The following is a 22,973-nucleotide window of genomic DNA, read 5'->3' as shown; positions in this document are numbered from 1 at the left end:
TTTGGATTCACTGTGGGCCAGTTTGCGACACAGCAGTGGCTCACCAAACGTTGAGCGTTATGCAGCGTCTCATTCCCCCCGGCATCCTCATCAGTCTTGCCCCCTTAAACAAAACTCCCTTGCCCCGCCCCCCCGAAGACTGCGCAGGCTGGTTTATCTCTTTGGGTTTAAACCCGTGTTGAAACCCCACCTCACGCCACCTTGGCAAAGATGTGAGGCTGCGCGGGCTGGATGTGATCCGGGACTGCACTAGCTCATGTTAGGATGGTTCACGTGTCGCATCGGCCTGCACACCCCCCGGTGTGTCCCGGCTCTCATCCGGAACACACCCCTTTGCGGCATTCGTTAAACAAACCTCAATAAGGGGGCGAAAGGGAGCACGGCCATGACACAGACAATTGGAAACCCGCTCAGCTGGCTGGCCCAGAGCCTAGGCTTAACCTCGGCGCATGTCTCGAAGTCTGTCACGCATCTCGGCAGTGATGAGGCGAGTGCGGCGCCAATTGTGAACTATCTGGAGTTTTCGGATCTGCGGGCGGCACTCAAGGCCGGGGTTGAGGATTTTGCTGCCTGTCGCAGTGACGCCATGTTCCTGATCCTGTGCTATCCCCTGATTGGTATTGGCTTGGTGATCCTCAGCCTGCAGGTCAATCTCTTGCCACTGATCTTCCCAATGATCCTGGGCTTTGCCCTGGTCGGGCCTGCCGCGTCAGTGGGGCTATATGAGATGTCGGCGCGCCGCGCTGCTGGCTTCCCTCCGCGTTGGAGTGATGCCTTCAACGTCCTGCGCTCCCCCGCGCTGCTGTCGATCCTGACCCTTGGCTTTTATCTGGCAGTTCTGTTCACCGCCTGGCTGCTGGTCGCCAATGGCATTTACAGCAGAACACTCGGTCCGGAAGCACCAAGCTCCGTTAGCTCTTTCCTGCTCGCGATCATTCAGCAATCCGAGGGTTGGAAAATGATGTTCTGGGGAGGCCTCGCCGGGACGGTATTTGCCGTTACGGCGCTTGCCATCAGTCTGGTCTCCTTCCCGCTGCTGCTGGAGCGCAATGTGGGGCTGCCTGTTGCAGTTGCCACATCCATCAGCGTGGTGCGCAAGAACCCGCTCGTGACGCTTACCTGGGGGGCCATTGTTGCTGTGGCCATTTTCCTCGGCTCCCTGCCCGCCTTTGCCGGGCTGGTGCTGGTGATCCCGGTCCTGGGTCATGCCAGTTGGCATCTATACAGACAAGCAGTGTGCTGAGCGATCATCCCTCGCAAAGCACCTAAGGCGCGCCCTCATCCCGGGGCGCGCCTTTCTGTTAGGGTTTTGAACAGACTTGCCTCCAGTCGTGGACTACAGCAGGCCTCTTCTCTGGTTTCAGTCCCCCGCGACCTTCAACACGATCTTGCCGATATGGCCCGAGCTCTCCATGCGGGCATGGGCCGCAGAGGCCTCTTCCAGCGGGAATTCGCTGTCCATCACCGGGGCCAGTTTGCCGGCTTCGATCAGCGGCCAGACCACCTCAAACAGATCCTGAGCAATACGCGCCTTGGCCAGATCGCTTTGCGGCCGCAGGGTTGATCCTGTCACCGTCAGACGGCGGGCCATGATCTGAGCAAAGTTCAGCTCTGCCTTGGGACCGGACAGAAAGGCGATATGCACCATACGGCCATCATCCGCGAGCGTTTTGATATTGCGGGGAATATAATCCCCGCCGACCATGTCGAGGATCAGATCAGCGCCACCCTCAGCGCGCAGCACCTCGACAAAATCCTCGGTTTTGTAGTTGATGGCGCGCTCAGCCCCCAGGTCCAGACAGGCCTGGCATTTCTCATCCGAGCCAGCAGTGGTGAAAACCCGCGCGCCCAGCGCCGAGGCCAGCTGGATCGCCGTTGTGCCAATCCCCGAAGAGCCACCATGCACCAGAAACCGCTCGCCAGCCTCCAGCCCGCCACGGGTGAAGACATTGGACCAGACGGTAAAGCAGGTCTCCGGCAGGCAGGCCGCCTGTTTCAGGCTCATCCCCTCTGGAATGGGCAGACAATGGGCCGCCGGGGTGGCGACATATTCAGCGTAGCCGCCACCGGGCAGCAAGGCGCAGACCCGATCGCCAATTTCCAACCCAGTGACACCAGCGCCAAGGGCCACAACTTCGCCCGCAGCCTCCAGCCCCGGCAGATCGCTGGCACCGGGGGGCGGATTGTAGGCGCCCGCCCGTTGCAGGGCATCCGGGCGGTTAACCCCCGCATAGGCCACTTTCAGCACCACTTGGCCATGCTCCGGCTCAGGCAAGGGCCGCTCACAAAGTGTGAGCATCTCTGGTCCACCTGGCTTTACGATTTCCACCGCCCGCATCATCTTGGTCATGGGAATACATCCTTTTGATCCTTGCCAACTGCGTACCATCAGCGGCGCGTAGCACAAACGAAAAAAGGCAGGACGCCCGGAATACCGACGCGCCCCTCAGACGTTGGATTTCAACTAGATGTTTTCCTGAAGTTTTTCACTACAACGCAGGAAAACATTCCAGGTGGGTTTATCTCCAACCATGAGCGGACCATAGCCCAAATTGACAATGCCAGGATGCAAGCTTTCCGGACAGAGCTTCAACGATCTATAGGCATCTCGAACCATATTCTGCACCTCAGCATCATCCGCTACTGTAGCAGTAAACGGGGTGCCTTTGCTGACATGAGCATGAACGCGGTCCAAGCCGAAGTTCCCCTTGGCCTTCCTTTGCACCAAAAGAGTATAGGTTTTCCCGGAGGCTCTGTAGGAAAACTCTTGGAAACCATTCTCCTTATACATGTCAGGTGAAACAGCCTCTGTTTGCGGTGGCGCACTGGTGGTGTCTTGATCGGTGGTTGTATTACAAGCCGCAACTCCTAATACACAAAATGCAATACAGAGCCCTCTGAGGTGCTTAGCCATTAACTTTCCCGTTCAAATTTTAGATTTACATTGAAGGGATTACCTATCAAGCCACCTTTTCCCGCACAAGATCAACAGCACATCACCAATACAGCTTAAAGCTGCCAACCCCATCCCTGCGCCCACCAGTGTCACTCTGATGGTAGTCACCCGGACGTTTCTATTCTTTACATTTGGAAAACCGCATCCCGACATGGCCGAGATTGCAGAAAAAGACACTGGCTCCGCTGGAAGAGGTGCCGGGTTTTCTATCGCCCCGGCAGATCATCTCTGGAAGCGGGGCGCTTGACCTGCGACGACAGCCACCCCGTCCCTGCCATCAGGGGTTTCAGCAGAGGGTTCTTGCGCATGTCCGCTTTGACCTTCTCGAACTGCATCACATTGTCGATCCGGCGATCCAAGAACTCCCAGGTCGCCTGATGGTTGGGACTGTCATCACCCAACCAATACAGTAGCGTTGAAGAGTAAACCCCCGACAAGATGGTGCGCTTGCTATACCAGTTCAGATCATCGGAACGATCACCCAGCGCCGTCCAGATCGCATCACAGGTGCCCCAAACAGCCTTGGCCCCTGCGGCGGCATGTTGTGGCAAGGCAAAAAGCGTCACACCACGGCGCACGGCTTCCTTATCCTCGGCGGCTTCCAATCGATACCGGACCATGGCGGCGATTCGGTCACGAAACCGCAGCTCAGACAGATCCGCCTCTGCCAGCCGCGCCAACATCATCTGATCGCCGCGCCTATGATAGGCCAGCGCCAGATCTACCGCACCACGCGGACAGAGCGCCCGCGCCAGCACCGGATTAACGCCAGCATCAGCAATTGCGGCCTCAAATGTAGCCTCGGACCAGCCATCAAACACCACATGCAGCAGGGCTGCATCCAGCAATTGGGTCACCAGATCGGTGTCAGAAGTTGTCTGATTTTCCTGGCTGCTCATGGGGTTTCTCCCGAAATGAAAATGTGAGGTCTCCCTCAATAGGTAGGGAGTCGCGCCTTGATATCACAGTACTAGACAACAAACAGGAGCTTTGCTATATGGCCACTTCCTGCAAATCCTTGCAACTCTATCTAGAAAGGTGGTGAAAACCACATGCAGGTTAGTGTTCGTGACAACAATGTCGATCAGGCGCTCCGCGCTCTGAAGAAAAAGCTGCAGCGTGAAGGCGTCTTTCGCGAAATGAAGCTCAAGCAACATTTCGAAAAGCCGTCCGAGAAAAAAGCGCGCGAGAAAGCTGAAGCGATCCGCCGTGCCCGTAAACTGGCACGTAAGAAAGCACAGCGCGAAGGTATGCTCTAAGCTCCTTCTATCCGCTTTTTTGGCTTCCAGTTCTTTTCTGGACACAAAGTTGATGACCCCCGCGCCCTGGGCTCGGGGGTTTGTCATTTTTGGAGCCCCGTTTTTCTGCCCGCAAGGCTCCATGCGGAGGAAATCCCTTTGCCCCTGGCAAGCCCGGTTTCCCTTATCCCTCAAAAGCCTGGCACAAAAAAGTTCCAAAAACTACACTTTAACGTGTATTTTGAAAACAAATTCCCTTAAGGTGTTTGTACTGGGCGGCACCTCTGGGTTTCCCCGCCCATGTGCTTGTAGCCGGATCTGGAACACCCGGCTCTACCCGAGGTGACATAGCGCCCCTAGTCAAAACGGCGCGCCTTGCCCCCCTGCGCTCAAGGCATTTGTCATCTCGGGACCCCAGCCCCCTCCCATATTTCCCAGTTTGTCTCACCCGCTCCGAAGGGGGCTCCCGGTCTGTGGGACTGGCTCGTCAGCTTGACGTTGAAGACCAGGCAACGGGAACCGACAGTGGCCCGCGAAAGGCCCAACCGCCAAACGACGCTTCCTCTGTAAGATGCAGCCCCTCCATCGCCTCAAACAGCATGGGCAGGGCAGCCTGGGCGATCAGCGCCTTGGACACCCAGGCCCCGGCACAAAAATGTGGCCCAGCCCCAAATGAAATCGCAGCCGAAGACTCCTGATGCAAATCAAAGACCTCAGGATGCGCAAAGACCCGTTCATCCCGGTTGCCCGCCCCATACATCAAGAATACCCGATCTTCAGGCAGGAGGGTCACGCCGTGCAGCGCATATTCTTTGGCAACCCGACGTGGCGACATGCCAATCGGTGAGATCCAGCGCGCATATTCTTCAAAGGCCTGCATCCAGGTGGCACCTCCCGCCAGGACCTCGGCAAGCTGGTCGGGGTGGCGCAACAGGGCCCAGGCCGTGCCGGCGATGGCATCACGCGGCTCGTTCTGACCGCCCGAGATGGCAAGTTTGATATTCGCCCGGATCGCAGCCTCCTCCAGCCCGGCCCGCTTCTGCACCGCCAAGAGGGAGAGATCATCAGGGTCCAAATCTCCCGCCAACCTGGTACTGATACAGTCATCAATCCTTCTGGTCGCCGCGTGGCAACGCTGCTCCACCTCGCGATCCGCCCCATAGTTTGCACAGCCATCAATCATATGCTGGCTCACCTGGTCCATCTCCTGCGCCGTCAAATTGGTCAGCCCGGTGATCCGTTTCAGCGCCTCGCCCGAAACCACCATGGCGTAGTCATGCACCAAGTCGCAGCTCTTCTTTGGTTCCAGCTCGGCCAGTACGCCCTGCGTCACGGCGCGAAACTGGGCCAGCCAGTGATCGCGTACCGTTTTGGGAGAGACCGTGGGGAAAATCGCCCGGCGTTCCTGCATATGCGCATCGCCATCTTTGCGCATCATATTCTCGCCCATCAACTGGACCATCAACCCGTCCGGCTGCGCAGAGGAGAACACCTCCACCTTCTTTTCTTCGCGAAAGATATCGTCACGACGGGTGATAAGATAGGCTTGGAGCTGTGGCACATAGACCACCGCAGCCCGCGCCCGCATCTTTGCAAGGTCAGGATAGGGGTCCTGCCAAAAACGTTCCAGATCAACGTTATACTGTTCAGCCCGTGCCATTTCACCCTCCCCTACGCTCTGGTCACCTCACTGAAGGATGAATGAGTTGATATGTCAACACGCCCAACATAAGATGGGCATATGAGCGAAGCCCCTTCCCTGCCCGATGATATGTTCCTGGTCACTGCCGATGGCAGCCCGGATGATCCTGCCGCCCCAACACTGAGCCTGCGCAACAGCCCGGTGGTGCTGGTGAGTTTTGCCGGCAGCCGGCTGACGCGGGAAGCAACCCGTGCCTATCAGGCGGAGTTTGGCATCGGCGTGATGGATTGGCGCATGCTGGTAATGTTGACACGCAGCCCTGGCTGCTCTGTCGCCGAGGCCGCACGCATTACCGGGATCGACAAGGCGGCCGTCAGCCGGTCCTTGCAACGCTTAGAAGGGAACGGTTTGGCACAGTCCCAAGCTCTGGGAGAGGACGAGCGGCGCAAATCCTGGAGCCTGACCCCAAAGGGGCAGGAGCTGCACGGCAGAATCCTGCCACGCGCGCTGGAACGCCAGAACGGGCTGCTGCGGGGGTTTTCCCAGGATGAGATCGCCCGTTTCACCGACTATCTCCAACGGTTTCTCGCCAATATCGAGCCATCAGACTAAGGCGCTGCCGCACTGTGCCGTAAGGCACAGTGCCAGGCCCAACACTATACGGCCTTCGTCAGAAGGTCGCTAAGGTGGCGGGAGCCCCCCCCTTTCCTCATTGGCAGGGCTCTCTGGCCGTGGTGGCTAGTAGATCTTTGGCACATGCAGCTCGTCTGGCAGCACCCGGCGTTCGTAATCCGGATTATATTCGCGGTCCGGCAGTGAGACCTTCTCGCTTTCCACCTCCCGATAGGGGATCTTGCTCAGCAGATGCTCGATACAGTTCAGCCGCTCTCGCTTTTTGTCGTTGCCTTCAACAATGTACCAGGGCGCCTCGGGGATATTTGTGCGTTCAAACATCTCTTCTTTGGATTTGGTATATTGCTCCCAGCGGATCCGGCTTTCCAGATCCATCGGCGATAGCTTCCACTGTTTCATTGGGTCATGAATACGCATCATGAAGCGCAGCTGCTGCTCCTCATCGGTGATCGAGAACCAGTATTTCAGCACGATGGTATTTGAGCGCACCAGCATGCGTTCAAATTCCGGCACATCGCGAAAGAAGTTCTCGACCTGCTGATCATCGGCAAAGCCCATCACCCGCTCGACACCCGCCCGGTTATACCAGGAACGGTCAAACAGCACGATCTCGCCAGCCGAGGGCAGATGCGGCACATAACGCTGGAAGTACCACTGGCTTTGCTCGCGCCGGCTGGGCGCAGGCAGCGCCACCACCCGGGCCACCCGTGGATTGAGCCGCTGGGTGATCCGCTTGATCACTCCGCCCTTGCCGGCACTGTCACGCCCTTCCATGATCACCAAAACCTTGGCCCCGGTTTCCACCACCCAGTCCTGCAGCTTGATCAGCTCCGCCTGCAGGCGCAGCAGGTTGCGAAAATAGACTTTGCGATCCAGCATTTCGGGGTGCTGCTCCCGGTAGATCTTGCGCAGCTCCATCGACAACATCGGCTCGGCAAACTCAATTTCGATATCCTCGTCCAATGTGTCCTGAAGCTCAGCCTCAAGCCAGTCATAGGAGTCGGAGTCGATATCGCTGGTCACGGGCATATTCCTTCACTGTGTTGTCTGTGCGGATCCCACTACCAAGCCAGTGTGATCCTTTGATGTCACGGGCGGAAAACCCTGCCAAATCGTGACCCTTGGCAAAGCCCAAGCTCCCAAATCAGGGCCCTTCGCTGCTTTGCGCCATGCTCAGATGGAACCGCGTTTCAGCCTGAGGTGCAACCGCAATTTCTGCGGATGCGACATCCCGGCATCACTGCCGGGCGCACCGCTCCCTCATACAGGTGTTAGCCGCGCGCAGCGGCTAAAATCAGATCAGCGGCCTTCTCGCCGATCATGATGCTGGGCGCATTGGTATTGCCACTGGGGATTGTCGGCATGACACTGGCATCGGCAACCCGCAGCCCCTGAACACCGCGTAGGCGCAGCTCGCCATCCAGTGGCGCAGCCTCATCAACCCCCATATGCACCGTACAGGTGGGGTGGAAAATTGTGGTGCCAATTTCACCGGCCGCCTGCACCAGATCCTCCACCGCATCCGAGGCGCCACCGGGTTTCATCTCTTGTGGTGCATACCCCCGCATCGCAGGCTGCGCCATGATTGCCCGCGCCTGACGGATTGCTGCCACCGCCACTTGCCGGTCGCCTTCGGTCGACAGGTAGTTCGGGGCAATCTCGGGCGCCTGATGTGGATCAGCTGAGGTGATCTGCACCGTACCGCGGCTTTCGGGGCGTAGATTGCAGACACTGGCCGTCAACCCAGGAAAATCATGCAGCGGCTGGCCAAAGGCCTCCAGCGTCAGCGGCTGCACATGGTATTCCAGATCCGGCGTTGCCAGATCGGGGCGTGAACGCGAAAAGGCCCCCAACTGGCTGGGTGCCATCGACATCGGGCCAGAGCGTTTCAGCGCATATTCCAGGCCAATCTTGACCTTGCCCAGCATCGAGTTTGCCAGGGTATTCAACGTCTTGCCCTTGCCCAGGCGCCAGGCACAACGCAGCTGCAGGTGATCTTGCAGATTGGCGCCAATGGCGGGCATGTCGCGCTCAACTGCGATGCCGTGTTCCTGCAACAACTCTCCCTGCCCCAGACCGGACAATTGCAGGATCTGCGGCGAGTTCACCGCCCCAGCCGAGAGCACCACCTCGCCGCGCGCCCGCACCTGGTGGGTCGCACCGCCCTTGTCATATTCCACGCCAACCGCGCGCCCCTCTTCGATCAGGATGCGACGGGTGTGGGCCTTGGTTTCGACCTTGAGTGTATTCCCGGTGACGGTCCGCAAAAAGGCCTTGGCCGTGTTCATCCGCCAGCCAGAACGCTGGTTGACCCGAAAATAGCCAACGCCTTCGTTGGTGCCGGTGTTGAAATCAGTGACCTTTGGCATCCCCCAACTGGCGGCGGCCTCCATCCAGTCATCCAGCACATCCCAGTGCAGGCGCTGGTTCTCCACCCGCCATTCGCCACCAGCGCCATGCATATCAGAGGCACCTTCGACATAGTCTTCGGATTTCTTGAAATAGGGCAGCACATCATCCCAGCCCCAGCCGACCAGCCCGCGCTGACGCCAACCGTCATAATCCGCCGCCTGGCCACGCAGATAAAGCATCCCATTGATCGAGGAGCAGCCGCCCAGAACCTTGCCACGTGGATAGAGCAGGCTGCGCCCGTTCAGGCCAGTTTCGGCGGCGGTGCGATACATCCAGTCGGTGCGGGGATTGTCGATACAATAGAGATAGCCCATGGGGATATGGACCCAGTGGTAATTATCCTTGCCCCCCGCTTCGAGCAACAGTACCCTATGGCCCGCTTCGCTCAGCCGTTTGGCGACAACACATCCGGCGCTGCCCGCGCCCACCACGATATAGTCCCACTCCATTGTAAATCTCCTGCCTCAATCCCCTGGCAACAGACCACAGTTGCGCCAGTCACGACAGAGGGAAATCTGCAAAACCCATTTTCTCTCAGAGGCTTGTGCGGACCTTTCTAGACCGGCAGCGCGGTGGTCTTGAAGACCGTTCGCAGCGCGAAACTCGACTGCATCTGCGCCACCCCAGGTAGGCGCGTCAGGTGCTGGCGGTGGATACGGGCAAAGTCATCGGTATTTTCGGCAACCACCTTGAGCAGATAGTCCGCCGATCCTGCCATCAAATGGCATTCCAGCACATCCGGAATACGCGCCACCGCGCGCTCAAATGCGTCCAGCAGCTCATCCGCCTGGCTTTGCAGGGTGATCTCTACAAACACCGTAGTGGGCACGGCCATCTTGCGAGCATCCAACAATGCAACGTAGTCTTTGATATAGCCATCAGTTTCAAGCCGCTGTACGCGGCGATGACAGGCCGAGGCCGACAGATTGACCCGTTCGCTCAGCTCGGCATTGGAAATCCGCCCCTGCCGTTGCAGCACCTGTAGAATCCGACGATCCGTGTTATCCAGAGACATTTCTTCAAAGATCCTTGCTAGGTTTCGCCTATTTAGGTGAAGAATCTTCGAATGTCATGTTTTTATTATGCTCAAAAAAGCAGCATCTTTTTCCAAAGCTGCGTCAGACTGACGCAAAGGAAATGGAGGAAGCATCATGAAAATCGGTTGCCCCACAGAGATCAAACCCCAGGAATTTCGCGTTGGCATGACGCCTGACGCCGCCCGCGAGGCGGTCAACAATGGCCATCAGGTTGTCATTCAGCAGGGCGCCGGGATGGGCGCGGGCTTTACCGATGCGGATTATACCGCTGCCGGTGCTGTGATCCTCGACACGGCTGAAGAGATCTTTGCCACGGCCGATATGATCGTGAAGGTAAAAGAGCCCCAGGCGGTTGAGCGCAAGATGCTGCGCGAAGGTCAGCTGCTGTTCACCTATCTGCACCTCGCTCCCGATCCAGAGCAGACCCATGACCTGCTGGAAAGCGGCTGTACCGCCATCGCCTATGAAACCGTGACTGACGACCGGGGCGGATTGCCGCTGCTGGCACCGATGTCCGAAGTGGCCGGCCGCCTGGCCCCGCAGGTGGGCAGCTACACCCTGCAAAAGGCCAATGGTGGCCGCGGTGTGCTGATGGGCGGCGTGCCCGGTGTTGCCCCGGCCAAGGTTGTGGTCATTGGTGGCGGCGTTGTGGGCACCCATGCGGCCAAGATCGCCGCTGGCATGGGCGCGGATGTGACCATCCTGGACCGCTCGCTGCCCCGTCTAAAGTATCTCGACGATGTCTTTGGCCGCGACTTCAAGAACCAGTATTCCACCGCTGGCGCCACCGCCGAGCTGGTACGTGAAGCAGATATGGTGATTGGCGCGGTGTTGATCCCTGGCGCCGAAGCGCCCAAACTGGTGTCGCGCGCACAGCTGTCCGAGATGAAGCCCGGCGCGGTTCTGGTGGATGTCGCCATCGACCAGGGTGGTTGCTTTGAAACCTCCCGCGCCACCACCCATGCCGACCCGATCTATGAGGTCGACGGTATCATGCATTACTGCGTTGCAAACATGCCCGGCGCGGTGGCCCGCACCTCGACCCAGGCTCTGGGCAATGCCACCCTGCCCTTCATGCTGAACCTGGCCAACAAAGGCTGGCGTCAGGCCTGCGAAGATGACCCGCACCTGCTGAATGGCCTGAACGTGCACGCAGGCAAGCTGACCTATTATGCGGTAGGCAAGGCTCTGGGCCTGGATGTGATCTCCCCGAGCTTGGCGCTGAAATCCTGATCAACACGCGTTAAAAGCTCATGGCCCGCCAGTTTCTCCCGACTGGCGGGCTTTTTGTGTCCAATTGACCCAAAATTTGCATTGCGATGGCCGAACGCAATTTTTCCCCTAGCCAGAAAGACACATTCTGCAGTCCTCTTAAAAGATCGCGCCAGAGGACAGAACTCCCGAAGGGCGCAGTCAGAAACAGGGGAAACAGATGCTATCAGAATTCAAAGACTTCATCGCCAAGGGCAATGTCATGGACATGGCCGTCGGGATCATCATCGGCGCCGCCTTTACCGCCATCGTCAAATCCTTGGTTGGGGATCTGATCAATCCTCTTGTTGGGCTGTTCACCGGTGGGGTTGATTTCACCAATTCCTATATTGTCCTGTCTGGAGAAGTCGCCGCCGGAGCCAGTCTGGAAGCCGCCCGCGAGGCAGGGGCCGCCGTCTTTGCCCATGGTGCCTTTATCATGGCGGTGATCAATTTCCTGATCATCGCCTTTGTTGTCTTCATGCTGGTGCGCTACGTCAACCAGGTGAAAGAGGCCGCCGCCCGCAAAGAAGAAGCCGCACCGGAGCCAGAAGCCCCAGCAGGCCCCAGTGAGTTGGATATCCTGATGGAAATTCGCGACGCGCTCAAAAAGTAAACACATGTGGTGAGCACAGCACCCTGGCCCCCAAATCACTTTGGGGGCCTTTTCTTATCAATCTCCCCCTTGCCGGGGGCAATCCGAATGTGCTTCATCCGCGCAAAATCACAAATTCGAAAGAGTGACACGGACATGGAAGACATTATCGAACAGGGCTTTGCCTATTGGCCTATGGTCTTGAACGGCGGCAAGGCGCTGGCCGTACTGATTATTGGCTGGATAGCGGCAGGCATGGTGAGCCGCGCCATTCGCAAACGCATCAATGCGACACCAGAAATCGACCCCACCCTTGGCAATTTTGTCGCCAGCATGGTGCGCTGGGTGCTGATCGCCGTGGTGCTGATTGCCGTCCTCGGCATCTTTGGCATCGAAGCCACCAGCCTGGTGGCCATGATGGGTGCCGCCACTCTGGCCATTGGCCTGGCCCTGCAAGGCACGCTGAGCGATCTGGCGGCTGGTTTTATGCTGGTGCTGTTTCGCCCCTATAAGATCGGCCAATATGTCGACATTGGCGGCACCGCAGGCACGGTCAAAGATCTCAACCTGTTTGTGACCGAACTGGCAACCCCGGACAATGTGCAGATCATCATTCCCAATGGTCAGGCCTGGGGCGCAGTGATCACCAATTTCTCGCACCATGAGACCCGGCGTGTAGATCTGGTCTTTGGTATTGATTACGGCGACAGCGCCGATGAGGCCAAGGCGATCATTCTGGACCAGGCCGCCGCTGACAGCCGGATCAAACAAGACCCCGAGCCCTGGGTGCGGGTGACCAATCTGGGCGATAGCTCGGTCGATCTGACCACCCGTATCTGGGTGGATGCTGCGGATTATTGGGAGGTGAAATTCGCCATGACCCAGGGCGTAAAAGAAGCCTTTGACGCCAAGGGCATCTCGATCCCCTACCCGCACACGGTGGAAATCAAACGCGAGGCCTAAGGCTCGGATCAGAAGTCAACAGGGGGGGCTCCCGCCCGTCATCGGCTTTTTTTGAAAAGCCTCTTCCCGTTGGGCCCGGCACCCCGCCAAAGGCAGGGTGCTGTCAGGAAAATGGCGGCCGGCCACCCAGATTGGTCATGCCTTCAGCATCCGCAAAGGCCCAACGAGAGGCCAGGAGCTGATAGCTGCGATGGTCCCAGCCGGAGACATCGCGCTGAAAGCGAGACCTCCAAGCGCCTTCGACATGAACGCCTAAGCGAATTTGGTTGACCTCTGGCGGTCTGCTGCCCGAGCGAACTGCCGCTTGTGTTGCTTTGGCAAACATGGAATTCACCCGGGTCTCCACTGCCAGGGCATCCTTGGCCCGCCGTCCTGCAAAGACCACAAAAATCTCTTGCTTGTCATTGAGGTATCCGCGAACCACCAGATCCCCACGGCTGCTGCGTTTGATATGTGGCACCAGGGACACCCGGAACTGGCCCAGGTCTTTTTTGAACAGACCCGTGTCTTCACTTTGGGGGGTGATTTCATTGGGCGCGCGTCGACGGTTCTGCATAGATAGTGTCCGTTAGGGCCCCTAAGGCGAGGCCCCCCAAGTGTTTGTGGGGTATATGTGCTGCGGCACAGTCTACGCGGCGCCCGTTAACGAGTGGTTTCACCACCCTCCCTTGCGGTTCAAACAGAAGCAGATCTTTGGCGCGACATCACCAGGATCTTTTCGTCAAAGTAGGCTGCCTCCCCGGAGGTCTGATAGCCCTGTTTGGCCGCGACCTGCTGCGAGGCTGCGTGCTCAGGCGCAAAGATTGCCACGGTCTGTGGCCAGTGCTGCACCTGGTCAGCCCAGTGGTGGATGCAGCCCACCGCCTCACTGGCCAATCCGCGCCCATGGGCCTTGGTCGCCAGAACCCATCCTGCCTCGGGGACCTCCGGCAAGGGGGGTGAGATCTCGCGGCGATAATTGGCAAAACCAACCTCACCCAGAAACTCGCCACTTTCACGATCACAGACAGCCCAATAGCCAAAGCCCAGAGCCTGCCAATGACCTATGTAGCGCAGCAAGCGCGCCCAGGACTGTTCAGCACTGTTGGGCGCACCGCCGATATATTTCACCACCTGTGGATCCGCCCACAGTGCCGCGACTTCATCAAAATCCTCCACTCCGTGGGGGCGCAGGATCAAGCGGTCGGTCTGGAGGGTCGGCGTAGTCATACCGGCAGTGCGCCCTTCAGCACATAGGTGAGGATCTCCACCACCTGACGCGGCTCATCCGCTACGGCCAGGGCGGCGGCATGCACCTCTTTCAGGGCGTGCTGATGTTCCGGCTGGCTGAGCACGATGATGGATTTGCCCAGAGCTGCCGCATAGCCCGCATCAAAGGCGGCGTTCCATTGTTTGTACTTCTCGCCAAAGCGCACCACCACAACATCGGCCTCCTCCAGCCCCTTGCGGGTGCGGATGGCGTTGAGCTTGGCGCCCTTGTGGTCATGCCAGAATTTACTGTCCTCGCCCCCCAGAATGGCCACGCCACAGTCATCGCTCGAAGCATGATCCGTCACCGGGCTTTGAAAGCTCACATCCAACCCCTCGGCACCTTCAGTGATTTGTTCACGCCAATCGGTGTGGATTTCCCCGGAAAGATAAACCTTGAGTGTCATTTGTACGCTTCCTTCTGTGCTCGCTATCAGCCTGAGTTGGACAATGGATAGAACGGATCCAGAGCGGAGACCAGTCATCGCGGATCTCTCAAAACCAGAACGACATCTGCAAACCCCTGCGGCTGGCTATGCGGAAAGTGCTGCCCACCTGCGCTTCCAAGTGAAAGCCTGGTTTTGCTAGACGAAGCTGATTTCGGTTGCAGTTACCTTACTTATCACTTGGCCAGTGTTCACAGCAGCGTAAATTGGTCTGGGTGGGCGAGCAGTCTCATCAACGCGACGAGAAACCCAGCTTCTGACTTCCAGCGTTTTCAATGATTGCGACAATGCTCGATCCGTAATGGACGGCAAATTTCGCTTGATGTCATTGAAGCGGACCGGTGTATGAAGCGATGTTAACACCGGGAGTGTCCATGATCGACGGAGCAGGCTTTGATCGGCATCAGCGGTTGCGCATTGAATTCTGTTGGCAATTGCAGCGGCGGACATTCCCACCGATGTAAGCCGAAACTCTGGGCGCAGAGGGTGACCGTAGCCAGGATTGCGTTCTAGCAACCCCATCGTGATGAGATGATCCAAGCTTTGGGCAAAAGCGGTCCTGCTCGCACCAGTTGCTGCCAGCAAAGGCGCCTGTCGACCTGCAATACCTTCGTGCAGCTTCGATAGAATGGGCAGTGCCCAAGCTCTTGAAGTGATGTTGACAAACAGCATTATGTCCATAAAGTATAGTTAATATATTTAGCACGAAAAGGAAAGACCATGTCGCTTATTTCGCCCGACAAAACCATCAATATTTCTCTGTCCGTCAGGGATCGCCACAGGAGTGCTGAATGGTACGGCAGCATGTTGGGATTTGAGACCATCTACCACGCAGACGACGCAGGTTGGTCAGAACTTCAAACGAATACTGTCGGCGTTACCATTGGGCTTGGCGAGCATGTCGAACCTGCACCCGGCAACTGCGTGCCCGTCTTTGGGATAGCTGACCTGGACGCGGCGAGGCAGAAGCTGGAGCAAGCTAAAGTTAAATTCGATGGTGAAACAGATGTTGTCGAAGGTATGGTCAAGACAGCAACTTTTTATGACCCCGATGGAAACGCTCTCATGCTCGCAGAAGATTTGACGGGTAGATCCTGATTATCCCCGAAAAGCGCAGTCCATTTAGCTGCCATTCGAACACCGCGCAGCATAATGCCTTTGGGCACGATGCAGACTTACACCACCTGTAAACATGACCTAAAAAAGGCGTGCCGCTATGGACACGCCTTTGCAATTTTTAGCGGCCTTAACGCGCGCCTTAGCCCCGTAGGGTGCCACCTGTGGCCTTGGTCACCTTGGCAATGATTTTCTCACTCACTGCCTCGATGTCCTTTTCTTTCAGCGTCTTATCACTGGGCTGCAGACGCACGGTCAGAGCCAGGCTCTTTTTGCCTTCTCCCAGTGAGCCGCCAATGAATTCATCAAAGATGCGCACATCGGTGATCAGCGCCTTGTCGGCACCGGCAGCGGCATTGACCAGCGTCAACGCCTCAACCTCGGCATCGACCACAAAGGCAAAATCGCGCTCGACCGCCTGCAGATCGCTTTGGCCCAGGGCGGCACGGGTAGCGCCGCTCTTGCGGGGCAATGGCACTTCATCGGGCCAGATGGTGAAGGCCACAACCGGACCTTTGACACCCATGGAATTGATCACCTTGGGGTGCAGCTCGCCAAAGATGCCGAGCACCTTTTTGGGACCCAAACAGATCTTGCCGTGACGGCCCGGATGCCACCAGTCCTGCGCGCCGCGCAGGATTTGCACCTTGGCCGGAGCACCGATGGCGGCCAGGATGGCCTCGATATCGGCCTTGGCGTCAAAAGTATCAACGCCGCGTGCGGTGCCATGCACATCCTTAGGGCCGGTGTCGCCAACCAGAATGCCGGTGATCAGATTGTGCTGCTCACCCGGCTCGCCACCATGGAAGGCTGGGCCAACCTCGAACAGGGCCAGATCCATGAAACCGCGCGCCTGGTTGCGCGCGGCCGCCTGCAACAGGCCCGGCAGCAGGGCCGGACGCATATGCGACATCTCGGATGAGATCGGATTGGCCAGCATGGTGGCATCATCGCCACCGCCAAACAGCGCCGCCGAAGGCTGGTCGATGAAAGTATAGCTCACCACCTCGTTGTAGCCGAGGCTGGCAGCGGTGCGCCGCGCCATCTGCTGGCGGCGTTGCTGCGGTGTCATTACCGCCTTGGGGATACCATCGGTGGCGCGCGGCAGCGGAATGCCCTGCAATTTGGTCAGCGAGGCAATCCGGGCGACCTCTTCAACCAGATCCGCTTCGCCCTGCACGTCGGGGCGCCAGCTGGGTACATTGGCCATATTGCCTTCAAGGCGAAAGCCGAGGCGGGTCAGGGTCTGGCGCTGATCGCTCTCGGGGATATCCATCCCCACCAGTGACTGCACCCGTTCAGCGTCCAGCTTATAGGCGCGGGAATGATCCGGCACATCACCGGCGATCATCACCTCCGAGGCCTCACCACCGCAGAGTTCAAGGATCATCTGGGTCGCCAGATGCAGACCCTGGATGGTGAATTCCGGGTCAACGCCGCGTTCAAAGCGGTAGCGTGCATCGGAGTTGATCTTGAGCGCGCGGCCGGTGAGCGCGATCTGCACATGGTCCCAAAAGGCGCTCTCAAGGAAGACGTCAACGGTCTCATCGGTGCAGCCGGTTTCTTCGCCGCCCATGATACCCGCGATGCTTTCGGGGCCGTTTTCATCTGAGATCACCATCTGCCCAGCCGCAAAGGTATACTCTTTTTCGTCAAGCGCCTTCAGCACTTCACCACCGGCAGCCCGGTGCACCCGTAGATCGCCAGAAACCTTGGCCGCATCAAAGACATGCAGCGGGCGGTTCTGGTCATAGGTGAAGAAATTGGTGATATCGACGAGGGTCGAAATCGGGCGCAGACCAATCGCGGTCAGGCGGTCCTGCAGCCATTGCGGGCTGGGGCCGTTCTTGACGCCTTTGATCAGGCGGCCAGAGAACAGCGGGCAGCCATCCAATGTGTCCTCATCGATGGTGACCTTGATTGGGCAGGGGAAGCTGCTGGCAATTGGTGCAAATTCCGGTGTTTTAAGGGTGCCAAGACCACGTGCCGCCAGATCGCGGGCAATGCCGTGAATACCCAGCGCGTCGGGGCGGTTCGGGGTGATGGCGATCTCGATCATCGGATCCACCTTGGCGGGCTGGTTCGCCGCCAGCCAGTCGACAAAGCGGTCGCCCACTTCACCCGAAGCCAGCTCGATAATACCGTCATGTTCGTCCGACAGCTCCAGCTCACGCTCGGAGGCCATCATGCCAAAGCTCTCAACACCGCGGATTTTGCCAACACCAATGGTGATGTCGAGGCCGGGGATATACATGCCCGGTTTGCAGACAACCACAGTGATGCCTTCCCGTGCGTTTGGCGCGCCACAGATGATCTGCATCTCGCCTTCATCGGTCACAACCTGACAGACCCGCAGCTTATCCGCATCGGGGTGTTTTTCGGCGTGTTTGACATAGCCCAGGGTAAAATCCTTGAGCCGATCACCGGGGTTGCTGATCTCTTCGACCTCAAGGCCGAGGTCAGTCAGGGTTTCAGCGATCTCATCCACTGATGCGTCAGTGTCGAGGTGATCTTTCAGCCAGGAAAGAGTGAATTTCATCGGTCAAGGGTCCTATGGCAAGCCATGCGTATACAGGCATAGGCAATGACAAAGAATGACGCCCGGCGCAAGTCTTGCTGGCGCTCCCCTGACCGTCAGCACGCAACTGCGGCTGAAATGCGTGGCGTAAATCTATCGCAACCGAAAGGAATTGAGAAAAGGGCAGTGCCTGACCTTGGGGAGGTGCAAAGCGCCTTCCCGGGGGAAAGGTCAGGCGCGGCCCGGCGGTGCCGCCGGGCGGAAGATCTGTCTACTTGTGTTTGAAGCCTCCAAGCAGGCTTTGAGTCTTGCGGAGTTGCGCACTGGCATGCCTTTTTTGCTGCGCCCGCTCCCTCCGCGCGCGTCGATCCAGTTCAAAGAACACGCTGATTGGAGCCCCTGCAAGAAAGACTATTGGCCACGCTATTTTTTCGGGCGTCGCAGTAATGAGAACGACGGTCATCGCAAAAAACAACAGCCCCGCCAGATTGATTTTCCAGCGGGGCGTTCGTTTTGAAACTGCCTGACACCAGCTCACATAGCGCGAGAGGTACAGGCTGAGCACATACATTTAACGGCTCAAACCGCCATGCAACGTTGGCACGTCTAGGCATTGGAAGCCGTAGTGGCGCAGCCAGCGCAGATCGCTGTCAAAGAAGGCGCGCAGGTCGGGGATGCCGTATTTCAGCATCGCCAGACGGTCGATACCAATGCCAAAGGCAAAGCCCTGATAGATATCGGGGTCAATTCCGCCAGCTGCGATCACCTTGGGGTGCACCATGCCGGAGCCGAGAATCTCCATCCAGTCGTCACCCTCGCCGATCTTCAGCTGACCATTGTCCCAGGAACAGCGAATGTCGACCTCGGCGGAGGGTTCGGTGAAGGGGAAGTGTGACGCGCGGAAGCGCAGCTCGACATCATCCACTTCAAAGAAGCTTTTGACAAACTCTTCCAGCACCCACTTGAGGTTCGCCATCGAGATGTTCTTGTCCAATGCCAGACCTTCGACCTGGTGGAACATCGGCGTATGGGTCTGGTCATAATCTGCGCGGTACACACCACCGGGACAGATGATGCGCAAAGGCGCGCCCATCTTTTCCATCGAGCGGATCTGTACAGGGCTGGTATGGGTGCGCAGCACATGCGGCGGGCGGTCGTCGCCCTCGGCACGGTGCATGTAAAACGTGTCCATCTCGGCGCGAGCCGGGTGGTGGCCGGGGATGTTCAACGCGTCAAAGTTATACCAGTCGGTGTCAATGCGCGGGCCTTCAGCGACGGAAAAGCCCAGCTCGGCAAAAATGGCGGTCAGCTCTTCCTGAGCCTGGCTGATCGGGTGCAGGCTGCCCTGACGCGCGGGGCGCGTCGGCAAGGTTACATCCAGCCATTCGGTGCGCAGACGCTCATCCAGGGCGGCATCAGCCAGACCGGACTTTTTGGCGGCCAGGGCCGAGTTGATCTCATCCTTCAGCGCATTCAGTGCCGGGCCAGCCACCTGGCGCTCTTCGGGCGTCATCTTGCCCAGCTCGCGCATCTTCAGTGCGACTTCGCCTTTTTTACCCACGGCGGCGACCCGGATGGTCTCCAGCGCGTTTTCATCCGAAGCATCGGCAATCTGCCCGAGGTATTTTGCTTTAAGATCGTCCATGACGGTCCCCTGAGTTTGAGCTTAGGCTCTGCTATCATAAGAACGGGCGAAAGCAAGGGGGACTGACCCCAGAGACAAAAGATGCCTTGGCGCTATGGCGCTATGGCGGCGCTTATCACTGCAGCTTGGCCCCCGGAGATCGGGCAAATCACAAACCAATGAGCCCGCCCCAGAGGAGCGGACTCGATCACCTTTGCGAAACTCGGGCCCAACACGCGCGCCTTCGTTCAGGTCTAGTTCAACAGCTTGACCGCAGTTCCCGTGGACACCCGGCAAGCCCAGCTAAAGGGGCAGACCTGAATATTGCCAATGCGCGCATTGATCACCGCATCCGCACCAAGTTCAGCGGCTTCGACCTGAAGCTTTCTACGTGCCTGTGCGGGGGTTGGGTTCGGGTGGAAGGCCGTGGCCTTGCCAACTGTGGTGGATAGTTCACCAACGACTTGGAACTTGCCGCCATTGATTGTGTCCGACACCAGGACCGGCAGCTGCTCTACCGGCGTCGCGCTCACCTGAGCAACCGCCTGAGCGTCGCGTTCAATCCCAGCCGGGTAGGTCATTTGATCGGCGCAAGCCGCAAGCATCAAAAAAGGTAGCGTCAGAAGAATTCGTTTCATTGTAGTTCCTTGCTCAAAAGTACCCTGAGTAAAACAAAGGTTCTTTCTTGGAGAAATTCACATGCTGGAGCGATATGCAGAGCAGCACATAGGTTGCCTTTCAGGACATATACATTCGCTAAAATTGCGTCAATTGTGCTTTCGATTACGCCACGGCGCATACGAAAAAGGCCGCCCCAAAGGAGCGGCCTTTAAAATTTTCTAAGCCGTAAAAGCTTTAGGCTGCCAGTGCGGACTGGGCCTGGCGCACGATGGCACCAAAGGCTTCGGGCTCGTGGACGGCCAGATCGGCCAGAACTTTACGGTCAACTTCGATACCGGCTAGGTTCAGACCGTTGATGAAGCGGCTGTATGTCAGGGCTTCGTCGTGGCTGCGGACGGCGGCGTTGATACGCTGGATCCACAGAGCGCGGAAATTGCGCTTACGCTGCTTCCGGTCACGTGTTGCGTATTGATTTGCCTTGTCGACGGCCTGACGGGCGACTTTAAAGGTGCTCTTGCGGCGGCCATAATAACCTTTGGCTGCCTTGATGACCTTCTTGTGACGGGCGTGGGTTACGGTACCACCTTTAACGCGGGACATATCTCAAACTCCTCTTAGCGGTCGTAGGGCATATAGCCCTTGACGATCTTGGCGTCGGGAGCGGAGAGCTCCGAGGTGCCGCGTGCGTTACGGATGAATTTCTTGGTGCGCTTGATCATGCCGTGCTGTTTGCCGGCCTGAGCTGCCAGGACCTTGCCGGTCGCTGTCACCTTAAAGCGCTTTTTGGCGCTCGATTTGGTCTTCATTTTGGGCATTTCCGTCTCCTTCAATGCGGGTTCGGTCGATGCGCGACTCGGCATGCCACTTCGGGCCGGCCACGCGAACAGGTGCGCCATGTACGAAAACTGCCCAGAAAGGGCAAGTGTTTTATCAGACAAAACGCCCCAGAACCGAGAAAAAGATATCCGGGATCTGTTCCAGGCGGTAACCGCCCGGATGGGTCATCACCGCATAGGCGATCAAACCAACGCCGGAAAGCAATAACAGGCTGGAGACCCGCGGTGGGCGCGCCTCGCTCATGGCTGACAAAATGGAGGGCACAGAAAGCCCCCCCAGGACGATCCCCAAGATCAACGCCAGATCAGTATCCATTTCACCTCTTACAACACATTCAAACAATATGTTGTGAGTCTACTCCGGGTCGGTGCTGTAAATCAAACGCTCATCACAGGGGGCAACCCGCAGGATGTTGGTGGTACCCGGCACGTTAAAGGGCACCCCGGCCGTCACCACGATCTGGTCCGTCTCACTGGCAAAGCCCCCAGCCCGCGCCGCCCGCGCAGCCCCCACAACCGCGCCTTTGAAGCGCGACTGATCTGAGGTCAGCACACAGTAGCAGCCCCAGCTCAGCGCCAGACGCCGGGCAGTGCGCTGCAAAGGCGTCAGCGCGATGATCGGCACACCGGGACGCTCCCGCGCGGTCAACAGGGCCGTGGTGCCGCTATGGGTAAAGCAGCAGATCGCCTTGATCTCAGTCTTTTCGGCAATCTCACGCGCGGCTGACACAATGGCATCCGCAACGGTGTCGCCTTTTGCCGAACGCGAGGCCGCGATGATTTGCGAATAAGTCGGGTCGGCTTCGACCTCGGTCGCGACCTGATCCATGGTCTGTACGGCCTCGATCGGATAGCTGCCAGCCGCTGACTCGGCGCTCAGCATGATGGCATCAGAGCCCTCATAGATGGCGGTCGCCACATCAGACACTTCAGCCCGGGTTGGCATCGGGCTTTCGATCATGCTCTCCAGCATCTGGGTAGCTACAATCACCGGTTTGGCCGCAGCACGACATTTGCGGACCAGGCGTTTCTGGATGGGAGGCACCGCAGCCACTGGCAGTTCCACGCCAAGATCGCCGCGCGCCACCATGATGCCGTCTGAGGCGTCAAGGATTTCATCAAAGCGGTCTACGGCAGAGGGTTTTTCGATCTTGGAGAGCACCGCTGCCCGGCCATCTGCCAATCCTTTGGCCTCAAACACATCCTTTGCCCGTTGCACAAAGGACAGGGCCAGCCAGTCGACGCCAAGTCCACAGGCGAATTCCAGATCTGCGCGGTCTTTTTCAGACAGCGCCGCCAGAGGCAATTCCACATCCGGAACGTTGACGCCTTTGCGATTGGAGATTGTCCCGCCAATCACCACTTCACACTCGGCAAAGTCAGCGCCACAGGCCGTGACCTTGAGACGGATCTTGCCATCATTGACCAGCAGATGCGCGCCCGGCTCAAGAGCTGCAAAAATCTCTGGATGCGGCAGGCAAACACGTGAGAGGTCGCCTTCGGCCTCATTGAGGTCCATTCGGAAGGCAGCGCCGGGCACCAGCTCTTCAGAGCCATTGGCAAAAACGCCAACCCGCAGCTTTGGTCCCTGCAGATCCGCCAGGATGCCGATGGAGCGGTCCAGATCCTGCTCCACCTGTCGAATGATCGCGTGCTTTTCTGCGATCTCGGGCTGCGTCCCATGGGACATGTTCAGGCGAAACACATCCGCGCCGGCCTCGAACAGGGCCCGAATGCTGTCGTAGGTTTCCGATGCGGGCCCAAGAGTGGCGACAATCTTCACATTGCGCGAGCGTTTCATAAGGGTTCTCCTCTAGGGCATATCATGGATCACAGG

Annotated in this window: 26 protein-coding genes; 7 read left to right on the top strand and 19 right to left on the bottom strand. The window is 58.2% G+C overall.

Annotation, left to right across the window (positions count from 1 at the left end; genetic code table 11):
• Positions 1 to 385: 385 nt before the first annotated feature.
• Positions 386 to 1,243, top strand: a complete 858-nt coding sequence (locus ED661_RS18470) for a DUF2189 domain-containing protein (RefSeq protein ID WP_122075858.1) — start codon at positions 386 to 388, stop codon at positions 1,241 to 1,243.
• A 117-nt stretch (positions 1,244 to 1,360) separates the two neighbouring features.
• On the opposite strand, the gene ED661_RS18465 is transcribed toward ED661_RS18470, so the two are convergent.
• The 3 genes from ED661_RS18465 to ED661_RS18455 form a co-directional block, all read right to left on the bottom strand.
• Positions 1,361 to 2,350, bottom strand: coding sequence for an NAD(P)H-quinone oxidoreductase (locus ED661_RS18465; RefSeq protein WP_122075856.1), 990 nt, complete (start codon positions 2,348 to 2,350; stop codon positions 1,361 to 1,363).
• A 114-nt stretch (positions 2,351 to 2,464) separates the two neighbouring features.
• Complete coding sequence (locus ED661_RS18460; RefSeq protein WP_162930181.1) at positions 2,465 to 2,914, bottom strand: hypothetical protein; 450 nt, start codon at positions 2,912 to 2,914, stop codon at positions 2,465 to 2,467.
• Between the two features lie 248 nt (positions 2,915 to 3,162).
• Positions 3,163 to 3,855: a COQ9 family protein gene (locus tag ED661_RS18455; protein ID WP_122075852.1), complete on the bottom strand. Its 693-nt coding sequence runs from the start codon at positions 3,853 to 3,855 to the stop codon at positions 3,163 to 3,165.
• 153 nt (positions 3,856 to 4,008) lie between these two features.
• Between ED661_RS18455 and rpsU the strand changes: the two genes are divergently transcribed.
• On the top strand, positions 4,009 to 4,215 hold the full coding sequence (gene rpsU, locus ED661_RS18450) for a 30S ribosomal protein S21 (protein ID WP_008207378.1): 207 nt from the start codon (positions 4,009 to 4,011) through the stop codon (positions 4,213 to 4,215).
• A 466-nt stretch (positions 4,216 to 4,681) separates the two neighbouring features.
• Here rpsU and ED661_RS18445 read toward each other — a convergent pair whose 3' ends face one another.
• Positions 4,682 to 5,854, bottom strand: a complete 1,173-nt coding sequence (locus ED661_RS18445) for a cytochrome P450 (protein WP_122075850.1) — start codon at positions 5,852 to 5,854, stop codon at positions 4,682 to 4,684.
• Positions 5,855 to 5,935: 81 nt separating this feature from the next.
• Between ED661_RS18445 and ED661_RS18440 the strand changes: the two genes are divergently transcribed.
• Positions 5,936 to 6,448, top strand: a complete 513-nt coding sequence (locus ED661_RS18440; RefSeq protein WP_122075848.1) for a MarR family winged helix-turn-helix transcriptional regulator — start codon at positions 5,936 to 5,938, stop codon at positions 6,446 to 6,448.
• Positions 6,449 to 6,574: 126 nt separating this feature from the next.
• Here ED661_RS18440 and ppk2 read toward each other — a convergent pair whose 3' ends face one another.
• The 3 genes from ppk2 to ED661_RS18425 form a co-directional block, all read right to left on the bottom strand.
• Positions 6,575 to 7,492: a polyphosphate kinase 2 gene (gene ppk2 / locus ED661_RS18435; RefSeq protein WP_122075923.1), complete on the bottom strand. Its 918-nt coding sequence runs from the start codon at positions 7,490 to 7,492 to the stop codon at positions 6,575 to 6,577.
• A gap of 248 nt (positions 7,493 to 7,740) precedes the next feature.
• Complete coding sequence (locus ED661_RS18430) at positions 7,741 to 9,330, bottom strand: GMC family oxidoreductase (RefSeq protein ID WP_122075846.1); 1,590 nt, start codon at positions 9,328 to 9,330, stop codon at positions 7,741 to 7,743.
• Between the two features lie 107 nt (positions 9,331 to 9,437).
• A complete protein-coding gene (locus ED661_RS18425; RefSeq protein ID WP_054463497.1) occupies positions 9,438 to 9,896 on the bottom strand; it encodes an Lrp/AsnC family transcriptional regulator in 459 nt (152 codons plus the stop codon).
• Between the two features lie 136 nt (positions 9,897 to 10,032).
• Between ED661_RS18425 and ald the strand changes: the two genes are divergently transcribed.
• From ald to ED661_RS18410, 3 genes are all read left to right on the top strand, one after another.
• Entirely contained in the window at positions 10,033 to 11,151 is a 1,119-nt protein-coding gene (ald, locus tag ED661_RS18420; protein ID WP_122075844.1) for an alanine dehydrogenase, read from the top strand.
• 199 nt (positions 11,152 to 11,350) lie between these two features.
• On the top strand, positions 11,351 to 11,785 hold the full coding sequence (mscL, locus tag ED661_RS18415; RefSeq protein ID WP_122075842.1) for a large conductance mechanosensitive channel protein MscL: 435 nt from the start codon (positions 11,351 to 11,353) through the stop codon (positions 11,783 to 11,785).
• Between the two features lie 135 nt (positions 11,786 to 11,920).
• Positions 11,921 to 12,727: a mechanosensitive ion channel family protein gene (locus ED661_RS18410; RefSeq protein ID WP_122075840.1), complete on the top strand. Its 807-nt coding sequence runs from the start codon at positions 11,921 to 11,923 to the stop codon at positions 12,725 to 12,727.
• 103 nt (positions 12,728 to 12,830) lie between these two features.
• Here ED661_RS18410 and ED661_RS18405 read toward each other — a convergent pair whose 3' ends face one another.
• The 4 genes from ED661_RS18405 to ED661_RS18390 all read right to left on the bottom strand — a co-directional run bounded on the left by ED661_RS18405 (position 12,831) and on the right by ED661_RS18390 (position 15,102).
• Positions 12,831 to 13,283, bottom strand: coding sequence for a hypothetical protein (locus ED661_RS18405; protein WP_122075838.1), 453 nt, complete (start codon positions 13,281 to 13,283; stop codon positions 12,831 to 12,833).
• A gap of 119 nt (positions 13,284 to 13,402) precedes the next feature.
• On the bottom strand, positions 13,403 to 13,936 hold the full coding sequence (locus ED661_RS18400) for a GNAT family N-acetyltransferase (protein WP_122075836.1): 534 nt from the start codon (positions 13,934 to 13,936) through the stop codon (positions 13,403 to 13,405).
• On the bottom strand, positions 13,933 to 14,382 hold the full coding sequence (locus ED661_RS18395; RefSeq protein ID WP_122075834.1) for a YtoQ family protein: 450 nt from the start codon (positions 14,380 to 14,382) through the stop codon (positions 13,933 to 13,935). The genes ED661_RS18400 and ED661_RS18395 overlap by 4 nt, the downstream gene beginning before the upstream one ends.
• 177 nt (positions 14,383 to 14,559) lie before the next feature.
• Complete coding sequence (locus ED661_RS18390) at positions 14,560 to 15,102, bottom strand: winged helix-turn-helix transcriptional regulator (RefSeq protein WP_122075832.1); 543 nt, start codon at positions 15,100 to 15,102, stop codon at positions 14,560 to 14,562.
• Positions 15,103 to 15,141: 39 nt separating this feature from the next.
• On the opposite strand from ED661_RS18390, the gene ED661_RS18385 reads away from it, so the two are divergent.
• On the top strand, positions 15,142 to 15,519 hold the full coding sequence (locus ED661_RS18385) for a VOC family protein (RefSeq protein WP_122075830.1): 378 nt from the start codon (positions 15,142 to 15,144) through the stop codon (positions 15,517 to 15,519).
• 160 nt (positions 15,520 to 15,679) lie between these two features.
• Here the strand turns inward: ED661_RS18385 and pheT are convergent, their stop codons facing one another.
• From pheT to pyk, 8 genes are all read right to left on the bottom strand, one after another.
• Entirely contained in the window at positions 15,680 to 18,076 is a 2,397-nt protein-coding gene (pheT, locus tag ED661_RS18380) for a phenylalanine--tRNA ligase subunit beta (protein WP_122075828.1), read from the bottom strand.
• Between the two features lie 250 nt (positions 18,077 to 18,326).
• Positions 18,327 to 18,626 (bottom strand): hypothetical protein, encoded by a 300-nt coding sequence (locus ED661_RS22010; RefSeq protein ID WP_162930180.1) that lies wholly within the window; start codon positions 18,624 to 18,626, stop codon positions 18,327 to 18,329.
• Complete coding sequence (pheS, locus tag ED661_RS18370) at positions 18,627 to 19,700, bottom strand: phenylalanine--tRNA ligase subunit alpha (protein ID WP_122075824.1); 1,074 nt, start codon at positions 19,698 to 19,700, stop codon at positions 18,627 to 18,629.
• Positions 19,701 to 19,933: 233 nt separating this feature from the next.
• Positions 19,934 to 20,317 carry a heavy metal-binding domain-containing protein gene (locus ED661_RS18365; RefSeq protein WP_122075822.1) on the bottom strand — a complete coding sequence of 128 codons (384 nt, stop codon included), beginning with the start codon at positions 20,315 to 20,317 and terminating at the stop codon, positions 19,934 to 19,936.
• Between the two features lie 217 nt (positions 20,318 to 20,534).
• Positions 20,535 to 20,900, bottom strand: coding sequence for a 50S ribosomal protein L20 (gene rplT, locus ED661_RS18360; protein ID WP_009809911.1), 366 nt, complete (start codon positions 20,898 to 20,900; stop codon positions 20,535 to 20,537).
• 14 nt (positions 20,901 to 20,914) lie between these two features.
• A complete protein-coding gene (gene rpmI, locus ED661_RS18355) occupies positions 20,915 to 21,115 on the bottom strand; it encodes a 50S ribosomal protein L35 (protein ID WP_009809912.1) in 201 nt (66 codons plus the stop codon).
• 115 nt (positions 21,116 to 21,230) lie between these two features.
• The gene (locus ED661_RS18350; RefSeq protein WP_122075820.1) at positions 21,231 to 21,452 is read right to left on the bottom strand and encodes a hypothetical protein; all 222 of its coding nucleotides are present in this window, start codon (positions 21,450 to 21,452) and stop codon (positions 21,231 to 21,233) included.
• Between the two features lie 39 nt (positions 21,453 to 21,491).
• Positions 21,492 to 22,937 carry a pyruvate kinase gene (gene pyk, locus ED661_RS18345; RefSeq protein ID WP_122075818.1) on the bottom strand — a complete coding sequence of 482 codons (1,446 nt, stop codon included), beginning with the start codon at positions 22,935 to 22,937 and terminating at the stop codon, positions 21,492 to 21,494.
• Positions 22,938 to 22,973: the final 36 nt, after the last annotated feature.

The organism is Pseudophaeobacter sp. EL27, assembly GCF_900313025.1.
Taxonomy (GTDB): Bacteria; Pseudomonadota; Alphaproteobacteria; order Rhodobacterales; family Rhodobacteraceae; genus Pseudophaeobacter.
This window is presented reverse-complemented; position numbering and strand designations above follow the sequence as displayed.